The organism is Sporosarcina sp. USHLN248 (genome assembly GCF_037144575.1).
Taxonomy (GTDB): domain Bacteria; phylum Bacillota; class Bacilli; order Bacillales_A; family Planococcaceae; genus Sporosarcina; species Sporosarcina contaminans.
Map to the genome: position 1 here is coordinate 1 of NZ_JBBCZC010000016.1, position 13227 is coordinate 13227.

11 protein-coding genes, 20 tRNA genes and 2 rRNA genes are annotated in these 13227 nt (G+C 42.2%); 29 read left to right on the top strand and 4 right to left on the bottom strand.

What is annotated here, in order from left to right; genetic code table 11:
• From WFH04_RS08150 to WFH04_RS08255, 22 genes are all read left to right on the top strand, one after another.
• Positions 1 to 87, top strand: a 23S ribosomal RNA gene (locus WFH04_RS08150); the annotation flags it as partial.
• Positions 88 to 288: 201 nt separating this feature from the next.
• Positions 289 to 404: ribosomal RNA gene (rrf, locus tag WFH04_RS08155) — 5S ribosomal RNA — on the top strand.
• Between the two features lie 171 nt (positions 405 to 575).
• A tRNA-Val gene (locus WFH04_RS08160) sits at positions 576 to 651 on the top strand.
• A 22-nt stretch (positions 652 to 673) separates the two neighbouring features.
• Positions 674 to 749, top strand: a tRNA-Thr gene (locus tag WFH04_RS08165).
• Positions 750 to 754: 5 nt separating this feature from the next.
• Positions 755 to 830, top strand: a tRNA-Lys gene (locus WFH04_RS08170).
• 28 nt (positions 831 to 858) lie between these two features.
• Positions 859 to 940 (top strand) — tRNA-Leu (locus WFH04_RS08175).
• An 8-nt stretch (positions 941 to 948) separates the two neighbouring features.
• Positions 949 to 1023: transfer RNA gene (locus tag WFH04_RS08180), tRNA-Gly, on the top strand.
• A gap of 7 nt (positions 1024 to 1030) precedes the next feature.
• Positions 1031 to 1119 (top strand) — tRNA-Leu (locus tag WFH04_RS08185).
• A gap of 21 nt (positions 1120 to 1140) precedes the next feature.
• A tRNA-Arg gene (locus WFH04_RS08190) sits at positions 1141 to 1217 on the top strand.
• A gap of 12 nt (positions 1218 to 1229) precedes the next feature.
• A tRNA-Pro gene (locus WFH04_RS08195) sits at positions 1230 to 1306 on the top strand.
• 6 nt (positions 1307 to 1312) lie between these two features.
• Positions 1313 to 1388, top strand: a tRNA-Ala gene (locus WFH04_RS08200).
• Between the two features lie 18 nt (positions 1389 to 1406).
• A tRNA-Met gene (locus WFH04_RS08205) sits at positions 1407 to 1480 on the top strand.
• 8 nt (positions 1481 to 1488) lie between these two features.
• Positions 1489 to 1565, top strand: a tRNA-Ile gene (locus WFH04_RS08210).
• 21 nt (positions 1566 to 1586) lie between these two features.
• Positions 1587 to 1679 (top strand) — tRNA-Ser (locus WFH04_RS08215).
• 181 nt (positions 1680 to 1860) lie between these two features.
• Positions 1861 to 1935: transfer RNA gene (locus tag WFH04_RS08220), tRNA-Met, on the top strand.
• Positions 1936 to 1938: 3 nt separating this feature from the next.
• Positions 1939 to 2014 (top strand) — tRNA-Asp (locus WFH04_RS08225).
• Positions 2015 to 2100: 86 nt separating this feature from the next.
• Positions 2101 to 2176, top strand: a tRNA-Phe gene (locus tag WFH04_RS08230).
• 6 nt (positions 2177 to 2182) lie between these two features.
• A tRNA-Gly gene (locus WFH04_RS08235) sits at positions 2183 to 2256 on the top strand.
• Between the two features lies 1 nt (position 2257).
• Positions 2258 to 2334 (top strand) — tRNA-Ile (locus WFH04_RS08240).
• Between the two features lie 3 nt (positions 2335 to 2337).
• Positions 2338 to 2412 (top strand) — tRNA-Asn (locus WFH04_RS08245).
• A 9-nt stretch (positions 2413 to 2421) separates the two neighbouring features.
• A tRNA-Ser gene (locus tag WFH04_RS08250) sits at positions 2422 to 2512 on the top strand.
• 7 nt (positions 2513 to 2519) lie between these two features.
• A tRNA-Glu gene (locus tag WFH04_RS08255) sits at positions 2520 to 2591 on the top strand.
• Between the two features lie 45 nt (positions 2592 to 2636).
• Here WFH04_RS08255 and WFH04_RS08260 read toward each other — a convergent pair.
• Both WFH04_RS08260 and WFH04_RS08265 read right to left on the bottom strand, forming a co-directional pair.
• Entirely contained in the window at positions 2637 to 3368 is a 732-nt protein-coding gene (locus tag WFH04_RS08260; RefSeq protein ID WP_336823577.1) for a TraR/DksA C4-type zinc finger protein, read from the bottom strand.
• Between the two features lie 176 nt (positions 3369 to 3544).
• Positions 3545 to 4456 carry a 1,4-dihydroxy-2-naphthoate polyprenyltransferase gene (locus tag WFH04_RS08265; protein ID WP_336823578.1) on the bottom strand — a complete coding sequence of 304 codons (912 nt, stop codon included), beginning with the start codon at positions 4454 to 4456 and terminating at the stop codon, positions 3545 to 3547.
• Positions 4457 to 4743: 287 nt separating this feature from the next.
• Between WFH04_RS08265 and WFH04_RS08270 the strand changes: the two genes are divergently transcribed.
• The 5 genes from WFH04_RS08270 (at position 4744) to WFH04_RS08290 (ending at position 10998) form a co-directional block, all read left to right on the top strand.
• Positions 4744 to 6129: an isochorismate synthase gene (locus WFH04_RS08270; protein ID WP_336823579.1), complete on the top strand. Its 1386-nt coding sequence runs from the start codon at positions 4744 to 4746 to the stop codon at positions 6127 to 6129.
• Positions 6122 to 7834 (top strand): 2-succinyl-5-enolpyruvyl-6-hydroxy-3-cyclohexene-1-carboxylic-acid synthase, encoded by a 1713-nt coding sequence (gene menD / locus WFH04_RS08275; RefSeq protein WP_336823580.1) that lies wholly within the window; start codon positions 6122 to 6124, stop codon positions 7832 to 7834. Before WFH04_RS08270 ends, menD begins: the two co-directional genes overlap by 8 nt.
• The gene (menH, locus tag WFH04_RS08280) at positions 7827 to 8657 is read left to right on the top strand and encodes a 2-succinyl-6-hydroxy-2,4-cyclohexadiene-1-carboxylate synthase (protein WP_336823581.1); all 831 of its coding nucleotides are present in this window, start codon (positions 7827 to 7829) and stop codon (positions 8655 to 8657) included. Before menD ends, menH begins: the two co-directional genes overlap by 8 nt.
• Positions 8658 to 8668: 11 nt before the next feature.
• Positions 8669 to 9487, top strand: coding sequence for a 1,4-dihydroxy-2-naphthoyl-CoA synthase (gene menB, locus WFH04_RS08285; protein ID WP_336823582.1), 819 nt, complete (start codon positions 8669 to 8671; stop codon positions 9485 to 9487).
• 62 nt (positions 9488 to 9549) lie between these two features.
• Positions 9550 to 10998: an o-succinylbenzoate--CoA ligase gene (locus WFH04_RS08290; protein WP_336823583.1), complete on the top strand. Its 1449-nt coding sequence runs from the start codon at positions 9550 to 9552 to the stop codon at positions 10996 to 10998.
• Between the two features lie 80 nt (positions 10999 to 11078).
• On the opposite strand, the gene WFH04_RS08295 is transcribed toward WFH04_RS08290, so the two are convergent.
• Positions 11079 to 12026 (bottom strand): metal ABC transporter solute-binding protein, Zn/Mn family, encoded by a 948-nt coding sequence (locus WFH04_RS08295; RefSeq protein ID WP_336823584.1) that lies wholly within the window; start codon positions 12024 to 12026, stop codon positions 11079 to 11081.
• Between the two features lie 123 nt (positions 12027 to 12149).
• The gene (yidD, locus tag WFH04_RS08300) at positions 12150 to 12380 is read right to left on the bottom strand and encodes a membrane protein insertion efficiency factor YidD (protein WP_336823585.1); all 231 of its coding nucleotides are present in this window, start codon (positions 12378 to 12380) and stop codon (positions 12150 to 12152) included.
• 105 nt (positions 12381 to 12485) lie between these two features.
• Between yidD and WFH04_RS08305 the strand changes: the two genes are divergently transcribed.
• Positions 12486 to 12935: a Dps family protein gene (locus WFH04_RS08305; protein ID WP_336823586.1), complete on the top strand. Its 450-nt coding sequence runs from the start codon at positions 12486 to 12488 to the stop codon at positions 12933 to 12935.
• Between the two features lie 62 nt (positions 12936 to 12997).
• Complete coding sequence (locus WFH04_RS08310; protein WP_336823587.1) at positions 12998 to 13186, top strand: putative motility protein; 189 nt, start codon at positions 12998 to 13000, stop codon at positions 13184 to 13186.
• The last annotated feature ends 41 nt before the right edge of the window (positions 13187 to 13227 follow it).

The following is a 13227-nucleotide window of genomic DNA, read 5'->3' on the forward strand; positions in this document are numbered from 1 at the left end:
TCAAAGATGATGAGGTTGATAGGTCCGGGGTGGAAGCGTGGCGACACGTGCAGCTGACGGATACTAATCGATCGAGGACTTAACCTACAAGAAAAGCGGAGACGACCGTTTGACCGCTGAGGCTGGACAAAGAATAAATTGTTCGGTTGATTGATGTACAATGTCTGTTTTATCCGGTTTTGAACGAACAAATTCGTTCCAAAAATGGTTAAAAAAACAAAAAAAGTACTTGCAAAACTAAATAGAATTGATATAATAAGTATTGTCCTTAAGAAAGACAAGCTATAGTCTGGTGACGATGGCGAAGAGGTCACACCCGTTCCCATCCCGAACACGGAAGTTAAGCTCTTCAGCGCTGATGGTAGTGGGGGGCTTCCCCCTGTGAGAGTAAGACGTCGCCAGGCAAACCATTTCAATTCATTACATATGCAAGTTATCAACAAAATGAAATACACGAGCGAACATAAATGAATGTATGGAAGCGATTGAGAGTAGGAAGGAGCGTACAATTGTACGTGACTGACAGATCGAAAGAAGCTGACGCAGCATTTCGAAGCTTATCGCAATTTCAACCCGGAGGATTAGCTCAGCTGGGAGAGCACCTGCCTTACAAGCAGGGGGTCGGCGGTTCGAGCCCGTCATCCTCCACCATAACACTAACAAATGATTTATTGCCGGTGTAGCTCAATTGGTAGAGCAACTGACTTGTAATCAGTAGGTTGAGGGTTCAAGTCCTTTCGCCGGCACCACTACCGAGCCATTAGCTCAGTCGGTAGAGCATCTGACTTTTAATCAGAGGGTCACAGGTTCGAATCCTGTATGGCTCACCATTTTTAACTAACTGTTTTGAATTACTATGCGGGTGTGGTGGAACTGGCAGACACGCTAGACTTAGGATCTAGTGCCGTAAGGCGTGGGGGTTCGACTCCCTTCACCCGCACTTTCAATGCGGAAGTAGTTCAGTGGTAGAATACGACCTTGCCAAGGTCGGGGTCGCGGGTTCGAATCCCGTCTTCCGCTCCATACAATTGCCGGGGTGGCGGAACTGGCAGACGCACAGGACTTAAAATCCTGCGGTAGGTGACTACCGTACCGGTTCGATTCCGGTTCTCGGCACCAGATATATATATCAAGCAATTTGCGCCCGTAGCTCAATTGGATAGAGCGTCTGACTACGGATCAGAAGGTTGTGGATTCGACTTCTGCCGGGCGCGCCAATAAGTTTTGTTCGGGAAGTAGCTCAGCTTGGTAGAGCACTTGGTTTGGGACCAAGGGGTCGCAGGTTCGAATCCTGTCTTCCCGACCACTTCATGGGGCCTTAGCTCAGCTGGGAGAGCGCCTGCCTTGCACGCAGGAGGTCAGCGGTTCGATCCCGCTAGGCTCCACCAATATAATATATTTTACCCGGCGGCGTAGCTCAGCTGGCTAGAGCGTACGGTTCATACCCGTAAGGTCGGGGGTTCGATCCCCTCTGCCGCCATCCTTGAAGGACCTTTAGCTCAGTTGGTTAGAGCAGACGGCTCATAACCGTCCGGTCGCAGGTTCGAGTCCTGCAAGGTCCACCACTACTTGAATAGATTTCTTACGGAGGAATACCCAAGTCCGGCTGAAGGGATCGGTCTTGAAAACCGACAGGGGTGTTAAAGCCCGCGGGGGTTCGAATCCCTCTTCCTCCGCCATTCTTTTCATCATTGTGGTTAATATATAGGAAAATACGAAAGTTACAACTAATATTATCGTGGGGTAGAGCAAATCACATAACGCAGAATGTGATTTGTGAAATTTACCAAAAGGAAATTTCAACTAACTCCCATAAACAGCTGAATGCGTAGGATTTTAAAATCTTACAACTAATATTATCGCGGGGTGGAGCAGTGGTAGCTCGTCGGGCTCATAACCCGAAGGTCGCAGGTTCAAATCCTGCCCCCGCAACCAAAAGGTCCCGTGGTGTAGCGGTTAACATGCCTGCCTGTCACGCAGGAGATCGCCGGTTCGATCCCGGTCGGGACCGCCATTATTATTTTTTACATAACTTATTGATTTGAAGAATAGCGAATTTCTTAAGTAGATAGAGAAATAATGCTTCTACAAGTCCTATGTGGCTCAGTAGCTCAGTCGGTAGAGCAAAGGACTGAAAATCCTTGTGTCGGCGGTTCGATTCCGTCCTGAGCCACCATTCTTTGCGGGTGTAGTTTAGTGGTAAAACCTCAGCCTTCCAAGCTGATGATGAGGGTTCGATTCCCTTCACCCGCTCCATGGGCCTATAGCTCAGCTGGTTAGAGCGCACGCCTGATAAGCGTGAGGTCGGTGGTTCGAGTCCACTTAGGCCCACCATATTCCGCAGTAGCTCAGTGGTAGAGCAATCGGCTGTTAACCGATCGGTCGTAGGTTCGAGTCCTACCTGCGGAGCCAATTTTATACGGGGAAGTACTCAAGTGGCTCAAGAGGCGCCCCTGCTAAGGGCGTAGGTCGCGAAAGCGGCGCGAGGGTTCGAATCCCTCCTTCTCCGCCATATTGTTGGCCCCTTGGTCAAGCGGTTAAGACACCGCCCTTTCACGGCGGTAACACGGGTTCGAATCCCGTAGGGGTCATATTGAAAAAAGCGACATTCAAAATTGAATGTCGCTTTTTTTATATTAGTCATTTAGGTAACTGTCTTTCCGATGATATGGTATATCTCCGAGAGGAGATTCGATTCCTTCATCATCTAATCTTTCCTCATATTCTTCCGATATCTCGGATTTAACGAAACCGCGGGATTGTCCAGTAATGTCCGTGCTGACAAATTCCTCCATTTCCTCCGCCGCGCCATCCATGATCTTATCATCATATAAAGTATTATAGTCATCATGATCCCCTGTAAAGTCTGATGGTGTTTCCGATGTCCCTGACTTCGCTATTTCCTGAAAACTGTCTTCACTATCACGTGCGATGCCTTTGCGTCGGTCTGCAAAGGAATTCGGTCTTGCCATGATCAATATGTCCTTTTCTGAAGGACGATCATGTGCTATTTGTTGCTCGGTGGTATGTTCTTTGCATCGTGTGGCGTAAGGAATTGCTTCTAATCGTTCTAAAGGAATTTCCTCATCACATATCTCACATCTCCCATATGTCCCGTCCTGAATTGCCTGAAGGGCAATGTCTACCTTTTCTACTTCATCATTAGCGTGTATATTTAGCGCTAGGTCTTTTTGGCGCTCGTATAATTCAGTTCCCATGTCGCCAGGATGATTGTCATACATCGATAATTCTCCTACTTCATCTTGAGCGCTGCCTTTTAGATCTGATTCTTCTTCAGTCTTTGTTAATTCTTTCTTTAATTTCAACAATTCATTTTTAAAGTTGTTTATTTGTGTATTTGATAACATGCTTCGCACATCCTTTTCATTAGTGACGTTAGTATGGACATTGGTGGTGTTGTTCATATCCAATAATTCGTAGCAATTTTGTTTATCAATTCCCTTTTTGTTGACCTGTTTAAACCTGTTTTAAAACATAATAAAGCCGACGTTATATTAACGTCGGCCTACTAGAAATTTATATTTTATAATAAATAGCCAATCAGGATCCCGATACCTAATAGTAATCCGAACAATGTGTTTGTAACGGCTGTATTTTTCATTGCAGGCATAACTTCCAGAGGCAAAGTATGTTTGCGAAAAGTAGCGATCGCTTTAATTGGTTTCGCCACGCTTAAGAATACTAATAAAGACCATGGTGTAAGTTGTCCAGTTATAATTAGAACGATAATCCATAAATAAGAGACGATAAAGAAAGCAGACAGGATGGAAATCGCGTTGTTTCTTCCTACAAGAATCGCGAGTGTCTTTCTGCCACCTTCCTTGTCCCCCTCTAAATCGCGAATATTATTAGACATCATAATTGCAGCGACTAAAAGCATGCTTGGAACAGAAATGAGGACCGCTTCAGTGGTTACGGTTCCTGTTTGTATATAGAAAGCAATCAATATTAACAGCATTCCCATTACAAAACCGGATACCAATTCTCCAAACGGAGTGTATGCAATCGGATAAGGGCCACCGGTATATAAGTAACCGATTAACATGGAAATCAAACCGACGATAGCTAACATCCACGAGGTTTGCATGCAAATATACACGCCGATTATGATGGCAATTGCGTAGAATGTAAGTGCGATATTTAAGACGGTTTTTGCTTTGACACCATTTCGCACAATTGTTCCGCCTATACCAACTGAATGCTCTGTATCCAGGCCTCTAACGAAATCATAGTATTCGTTAAACATATTGGTAGCCATTTGAATGAGCAGGCTTGCTGATAGCATTGCAATAAATAAAAGGAAATGTACATCACCGTACGTTAAGGCAATCATTGTACCTAAAAATACTGGGGCAAACGCAGCAGTCAACGTATGTGGACGTGTCAACTGCCACCAAATTCTCCATCCAGTGTCAGCTTTAATGGTTTGTTGCAAATTATTTCGCTCCTATCTCATTTAACTTGATACAGCAGATGCCACTTTCTATAAGCAGCGAGTAGCATGCTGTAATCGCATATTCAGAGGAAGGTTAGACTTCCCGCTCAACCATGTACTGGCCACCAAAGAATCGTGACGTTACATGGTTGATTGCATATACCATTGTACTTCAAAAGCGGGGATTAAGGTATCCCGTTTGCATTAAAAATGCTATCACTCCGATGTTTCGGTATAATAGAGATAAGAAAGTTATTCTTACTTACACATAATAAGGAGCGAAAACAATGAGTCGGAAGTTGACCGATAGCCATACTATGAAAAATACTATCAATTCTCCCTATACTCGTTTTTTTACTGAAACGATTGAGGTTGGGAGGATGTCGCCGTTCGCTTTTTTTGAAGCGGGATTTCAAAAATATAAAGAGGAACGTTTTTATTGGCAAAATGCCGATCAGACGTTAACTTTGGTTGGCATAGGACATGCTGTTACGTTAACAAGCGACTTGCATGAAGAGCGATATAAGGATATTTCTAACCAATGGAACGGCTTATGCAATACGTTGATAAAGGAAGAGGAAGATGCTGCCCCAATCTTGTTTGGCGGTTTTTCTTATGATCCGAATCAAGTACTTCAATCGGAATGGAATCAATTCCCTTCTGCTTATTTTGCTGTGCCTTCTTTTCAGCTGAAAATTGAAGATGGAAGATCATACGTATCGATTAATTTAGTGACGGATAAACCGGAGGCTTCTTTGGAATTTGAATGGCTACGGCAAGAAAGAGATCGTTTAATCCATCTTGCTCAAGTGAAGGAGTTTTCATTCCAATACGATAATCCGATCGTTTCAATGGAGGAGCGGGGAAAAGATCGTTATATAGAAGCTGTCAATAATGTTACAAGTCTTATTCAAAGCGGAAAGGCAGATAAAGTCGTCATTGCGAGGAGTCTTGTGTTGCATTTTGAACAAGAACTGTCCGCCGTTGCAGCACTTTATGCAATTTCAAATGAACAACAGGAGAGTTATCAATTTGCATTGCAGCATAATGATTGTCTTTTCTTTGGTGCTACACCTGAACGCTTAATTGAGATGAAGAATGGAAAAGTCCTTTCAGCATGTGTTGCGGGCTCGATTCGACGAGGCAACTCAGCAGAAGAAGACAAGCAATTAGGGGAAGCCTTACTTGCTGATCCAAAAAACAGGGAAGAACATCATTACGTAGTGGAAATGATTTCAAAAGTGTTCCGTACACATTGCCAACAAGTAGTTGTCCCTAAAAATCCTAAGTTGATGAAAATTAGAGATATCCAACATTTATATACACCTGTTGAAGGGGAAATAGCGAGTGAAAGTGATATTTTCACACTTGTGAAGGCACTTCATCCTACACCTGCGTTAGGCGGAGTCCCGACTTCAGCTGCAATGGAGATAATTCGACAAGAGGAAGGAATGGACAGGGGCTACTATGCAGCTCCAATCGGTTGGACAGACTCCTCTGGAAATGGTGAATTTGCAGTGGCTTTGCGTTCAGCGTTAATTAATGGAAAAGAGGCTTACTTATATGCAGGTGGAGGCATTGTAGCCGATTCAAATGCAGAAGATGAATATGACGAGACATGGGTAAAGTTCAGGCCAGTTTTACGCGCGCTTGGAGGACAGTTGAATGGATGATAAAAAAATTTTAACAGACCATGTGTTGCGATTGACAAACGCACTTTTAAACGCCGGTGTGGAGGCTGCTGTTATAAGTCCAGGCTCACGTTCCACCCCACTCGCTTATGCATTTGCAGCATCCAATGCTCTGAAAACCTATATGCAGATCGATGAACGCTCCGCTGCATATTTTGCATTAGGAATGGCAAAGGCATCAAATAAACCGGTCGTCCTGCTTTGCACTTCAGGAACAGCTGCGTCGAACTATCATCCGGCAATAACAGAAGCGTATTACGCTAAGATTCCACTTATTGCAATCACTGCAGATCGTCCCCACGAGTTAAGGGGAGTAGGAGCACCGCAGGCAATTGACCAATTGAATTTATACGGTAAACACGTTAAATTCAGCGTTGACTTACCGTTGCCTGATGAGCATCCGGCAATAGCTGATTTCTTGGATCGACATATTCAAAGAGCTGTTTCAACTGCGATGACAAGTCCTGCTGGTCCGGTTCATTTGAATGTCCCTTTGCGAGAACCATTGCTCATTGATTTTGAAAGGAAAATCGCTCCGTCGACTTTCGTTGAAAGCGTTAAAGGAAAAATAGGGTTAAGTGAAGTACAAGTAAACCGTTTAAATGACCTGCTTTCAAATACGAAAAAAGGATTGTTTATTGCAGGTGAATTGCCGGTCGGCTTCGATCAAGATGCCTTTTGGACTTTCGCTAAGTCCCTTCAATGGCCCATCCTTTGTGACCCGCTCTCCAATTTGAGATCGAATGTGCCAGCAGATTGCAGGGATCTATGCATTGAACATTATGATGCACTTCTAAAAAGTGAATCCTTTTGCGGCCGTGCAGTGCCCGATACTGTAATTCGAATTGGAGCCCAACCAGTTTCTAAGCCTTTAACTTTGTTTTTAAGCAAAGCTAAGCCACCTGTCTTTGTAGCAGTTGATGAATCTCCGGAATTCCGCGATTCGATTGGTGTTGTGACGCATCATATCCAAGCGGCTCCCGAAGCACTATTCAATTTGAAAATAACTAGTGAACATGTTGCGTACAAAAAATTATGGATTTCCGCAAATGAAATTGCGTCAGAAGTAACTGCTCAATATACTGGTGACTTAGGTGATGAGGGGATCATAGTAAAAAGACTGCTTGAATTATTGCCTTCGGAAAGTGATGTTTTTGTTGGCAGCAGCATGCCAATTCGTGACGTGGATACATTTTTCAGCAAGACAAATAAGGATATTGCGCTATTCGCCAATCGGGGAACAAATGGCATTGATGGAGTTGTATCAAGTGCATTTGGTGTACAAGCTGTTCGAAAACGGAATTCGTTTTTATTAATTGGAGATTTATCTTTTTTGCATGATGTAAATGGATTAGCCATTTCTCGTTTTCAAGAGACTGATTTGACAATCGTCATTTTAAATAATGATGGTGGAGGTATTTTTTCATATTTGTCACAGGCAACGGTGCCGAATCATTTTGAAGAATTGTTTGGAACACCGACAGGGCTTACGTTCGAACATATCGCTGCGATGTATGATGCACAATATACGGCGGTACAGAATGCTGACCAGTTTTCGAATGAACTGCAGAAAGAGAAAACGAAACCTATACGAATCATAGAAGTATTCACAAGTCGGCCAGTAAATGTAAAAACTCATCGAGCTTATTGGACTGAAATTATAGAAAGACTTGATCGCAATGAATGAAATTTCTTTGAAAGTTCGCGGAGTAGACTATTATGTGGAAATAAGCGGTAAAGAAGATCAACCTTCGATCGTATTTTTACATGGCTTCACAGGATCGACTGCAACTTGGAATGAAGTCCGTTCGAAAATAGCTCATCAATATAGAACGATTGCCATTGATTTGATCGGTCACGGGAAAACTTCTGTGCCGGATGATCCTTCACGTTACACAATGGAGCAAATTGTAGAGGATTTACATTGCATCTTTAAGCAAATTGACTTAGATAAGTTTTCTTTAATAGGGTATTCTATGGGGGGCCGCGTTGCCCTCTCATACGCTATTGCTCATTCTGAAAGCTTGAATTCCTTACTATTAGAGAGCGCTTCACCGGGTTTAAAAAGTGAGGAACAAAGGGCTGAGAGAAGAAAAGCGGATGCAAAACTATCTGAGAAAATCATTAAGGAAGGCATTCATAGTTTTGTTGACCTTTGGGAGAATATTCCTTTATTTCATTCGCAGAAGCGCCTTTCCTCTGAAACGAAAAAGCAAATTAGAAACGAACGGTTGCAACAGCGAGAAAAAGGCTTGGCGAACAGTTTGTTAGGATACGGTACTGGAAGTCAACAGTCCAATTGGCAGTACTTGCATACATTGCATCTACCTGTTCTTTTAATAACAGGGCAATTGGATGAGAAGTTTGTAACTATTGCCCGGGAAATGAAAAAAGAAGCACCATTATTTCAGCATACTATTGTAGAAGATGCAGGACATGCAATTCATGTGGAAAAACCTAAGCAATTTGTTACAATAGTAGAGGAGTTTCTGAACGATTTAAAAATTTGAGGAGGAATAACATGACACGTCAATGGGAAACAATCCGTACATATGAGGATATTAAATATGAGAAGTACAACGGCATTGCAAAAGTGACGATCAACCGTCCTGAAGTGCGCAATGCGTTCCGTCCAAAAACAGTTATGGAAATGATCGATGCTTTTTCTCGGGCAAGAGACGATGAAAGCATTGGAGTTATCATTTTGACTGGCGAAGGAGAAAAGGCGTTCTGTTCAGGGGGCGACCAAAAAGTCCGTGGACACGGCGGCTATGTAGGGGATGATGAAATTCCACGTTTAAACGTATTGGACCTTCAACGTCTAATCCGTGTCATTCCTAAACCAGTAGTTGCGATGGTAGCAGGTTACGCAATTGGCGGAGGACATGTATTGCATGTTGTTTGTGACTTGACGATCGCTGCAGATAATGCCCGTTTCGGACAAACAGGCCCTAAAGTAGGTTCTTTTGATGCGGGGTATGGTTCCGGTTATTTGGCACGTATTATCGGTCATAAGAAAGCGAGAGAAATTTGGTATTTATGCCGTCAATACGACGCACAGCAAGCTCTTGATATGGGTCTTGTCAATACAGTCGTTCCTTATGAACAATTGGAAGACGAAACTGTCAAATGGTGTGAGGAAATGTTGGCGATGAGCCCGACTGCACTTCGTTTCATCAAGGCAGCTATGAATGCAGATACAGATGGACTTGCTGGTCTTCAACAAATGGCAGGAGATGCAACACTTCTTTACTATACAACTGACGAAGCGAAAGAAGGACGCGATGCGTTCAAAGAGAAACGCAAACCGGACTTCGGTCAATTCCCACGCTTCCCTTAATCAATCATGAAAAACCGCCTTTTTCTAAGGCGGTTTTTCCTTAGGAAAGAGGAGATGTTTTTATGATTCCAAATTGGTTGTTACAGAGGGCATATTTAACGCCGGATAGAGTGGCATTGTCATTTGAACAACAGCAATGGACATTTCAGGAATTGCATGATGAGGCAATGCGCATTGCTCGGAAGCTATATGCAAATGGACTTCGTGAAGGTACGCGTGTTGCGCTTTTGGGGCCATCCAATGCACATATGATGTTCATGATTCACGGATGCCTATTAGGAAGTATTGAAATTGTCATGATCAATAGCAGATTGTCTGAAAAGGAAATTGCTTATCAGTTATTGGATTCTGAAGCAGAAGCCATTATTGTTGAAGATTCACTTGCGGAAAAGCTGCAAACAATTGATCGTAAAAAGTTGTTATTTTCATTTATTGCTTCTTCTGAGGAAATCGATTTTACCCCAATCAATACATGGAAAGCCGAACAAACCATTACAATCATGTACACATCGGGTACGACAGGTTTTCCGAAAGGTGTTCGGCAAACTGTAGGAAATCATACATCCAATGCATTGTCGTCCGTCTTGAATTTAGGCCTTTCGGAAAATGATGTATGGCTTTGTACAACACCGCTTTTTCATATTAGTGGATTTTCAATCATCGTCAGGTCCTTGTTATATGGCATGGGCATTAGGCTCTATGAAAAGTTCGACGCGATCGAGGCGGCTGAGGAAATTCAAAAAGGCTCGGTGACAAGAATGTCCGTAGTTGCAAATAGCTTGGATCGTATTTTACGTGAAATGGAAAAAAGCGAAATGTTCGCGCATCCTAATTTCCAAACGATGTTAGCTGGAGGGGGCCCGCTGCCGATCGATTATTTAAGGCGTGCAGAAAAACGTGGCATAGCTGTCTTGCAAACATATGGGATGACGGAAACAAGTTCACAAACAGCGACATTATCCGCAGATGATGCACTTAGAAAAATAGGCTCAGCTGGAAAACCGCTCTTTTTTAATCAAATTAAAATAAGGGATGCCGAAAAGCCGATGCAGCATGGGGAAGTAATGATTGCAGGACCGCATGTGACACCAGGCTATGTCGGCAGGTTTGCCGATCGAAACCCGTTAGAAGATGGTTGGCTCCCTACCGGGGATATCGGTTATATGGATCATGAAGGCTATTTGTATATTGTAGATCGACGTTCTGATTTAATTATTTCTGGAGGAGAGAACATTTATCCAGCCGAAATAGAAAATGTACTCGTTTCCCACCCATCCGTATTGGAAGCTGGGGTGTGCGGGCAGGAAGATGAGAAATGGGGCAGTGTACCAATCGCTTTTTTAGTTTGTAAAGAACCGATTGAAAAAGAAGAAATTGAAAAGTTTTGTTTAGAAAGATTAGCAAAATTTAAAGTGCCAAAATCGTTTTATATAGTTGACGAGCTTCCACGCAACGCTTCTAATAAATTGATGAGAAGGGAATTGAAGCATTTCAGAAAAAGGCCGCTCTAATAAACGTTTTTTTGCATGGCTGTTGCTATTCAAAAAGGACATAACATCTTAACTCGTTATGTCCTTTACTTGACCTTCAATTATTTTGAAAGAGCTTTTTCAAACACTTTTAAATTTCGTTCCATCAATGAGAAATAGTTCTCTTCATTTGCAATGTCTTCTTCCGTTAACACTCCTAAATTGTGCAATGTTAATGATTCGGCGCCAATTTCTTTACGGATTACTTCCGTTAGCTTAGAAGAAATATTTTGTTCAAATAAAATATAACGGACGTTTTGGTCTTTTGCCTGTTTAACGATGGATGCCAGTTCTTTTTGGGACGGTTCGCTCTGGGAATTCAATCCTGCAATTGCGACTTGATGCAAGCCATATTCATTGGCAATATATCCGAAAGCGGCATGCGACACAAAAAAGGTTTTTTTAGGGGCATTGTGTGCCATCTCTTTAAATCGATTGTCCAATTCAATCAAATCGTCTTCCAGTAAATCAAAATTTTTCTCGAAATCCTCTTTATGTTCAGGCATCTGATTGATTAACGTTTCTTTAATAGCTGAAGAAAGCTCAATACTTAAAATTGGAGAAATCCATACATGGGGATCTTTTTCGTGATGATGTTCGTCATGTTCCTGATCCTGATGTTCTTCTTCGTCTCCTTGCAATAGATCATCAGAAATGCTGTCAGCAACGGCAACCATTTTAACATGTTCTGTTGATAGCGTTTTTTCAGCTTTATTTACGAAGCCTTCAAGGCCTAAACCGATATAAAAGAATAAGTCCGCATCCGAAAGTGCAATCATATCTTTTTGGGAAGGGTCAAAAGAATGCTCATCAGCGCCAGCAGGGTAGATCGACTTCACATCTACATATTCTCCACCGATCCGTTCCGTGAAATATTGAAGTGGATAAACAGTTGTATAAACGGTAGCCTTATCACCTTTGTTTTCAGGCTTTTTTTCGCTTTTACTGCAACCGACTAGATATATGGTTAATGAAAAGATGAGCAGCAGCAGAATAATGTTTTTCTTCATATATACTATCCTCCGTAATAGTAATCATTACGATTGAATCGCTTTCCCATAATACAAGAACTTGCTTATAATAGCAAACAAAAAGAAAAACCGGACGTTTTGCCGGTTGTGAGAGGGGAACAATTAATCTTTATTTGGAAATTTCTCTGGTACTGGGTCATAACCGCCTTCATGGAAAGGATGACATTTCGAAATTCGGCGTATTGTTAATAAACTGCCTTTTAATGCGCCATGTTTTTGAATCGCTTCCACTCCGTAATGTGAACATGTCGGGTAAAAACGGCATGAAGGAGGGGTTAATGGTGATATAAATTTTTGATAGCCCTTAATTAGGCCAATAAATAAAGTTTTCATAAAAAAGCTCCTTACGTTCTTCTATGTTTAGTTTATTGGTTTTGGTGGTAAAATAACAGGGAGAAGCATCGAACTGGTAAATACGAGCGAAAAGGGGAATACTTAATGTCGACAGAGTTAATGAAAGAATTAAATGTCCAAGTATCTACTTGGTCGGTAATGTACACAAAGCTACATAATTATCACTGGTACGTGAAAGGAAAAGCATTTTTTACTTTACATGCAAAATTTGAAGAACTATATAATGAAGCTACCGCTCATATGGATGATATTGCTGAAAGGATTTTAACTTTAGGCGGCAAACCGACAGCTACATTAAAAGAGCATCTAAGGCAATCTGTCGTTGAAGAAGCAACTGGCAAAGAGCAAGCTGAAGATATGGTAAAGACGATTGCGGACGACTTCGATAAGATTATGAAGTCATTGAAAAAGGGAATGGAGACAGCCGGCAATGAAGGTGACGAAATGACAGAGGATTTATTGAATGCGATCTATCAAAGCATTGAAAAACATCAATGGATGCTGAATGCATTTCTTGGTGAAGACAATAAATAATGCAATAATCCTTAACAAATGACCGAACTCTCCGATAGAAGGATGGAGAGGAGGAATGGGAAATGGAACTGAATGCAATGATGGCAAGCCAGCTCAGAAGCTTGCAATCTACAGTGCAAATGAGTGTCATGAACAAAGCGCTTTCAATGAATGCCAATGTAGTAACGGATTTGTTACAAGGCATGGACAATCAATCTGTTCAAGCAGTGGTCCATCCTCATAAAGGTCAAACTGTTGATTTGAAGGCTTAGGATTTAGCAAGAGAGCACGTATTCCTCTGTTGGAATGCGTG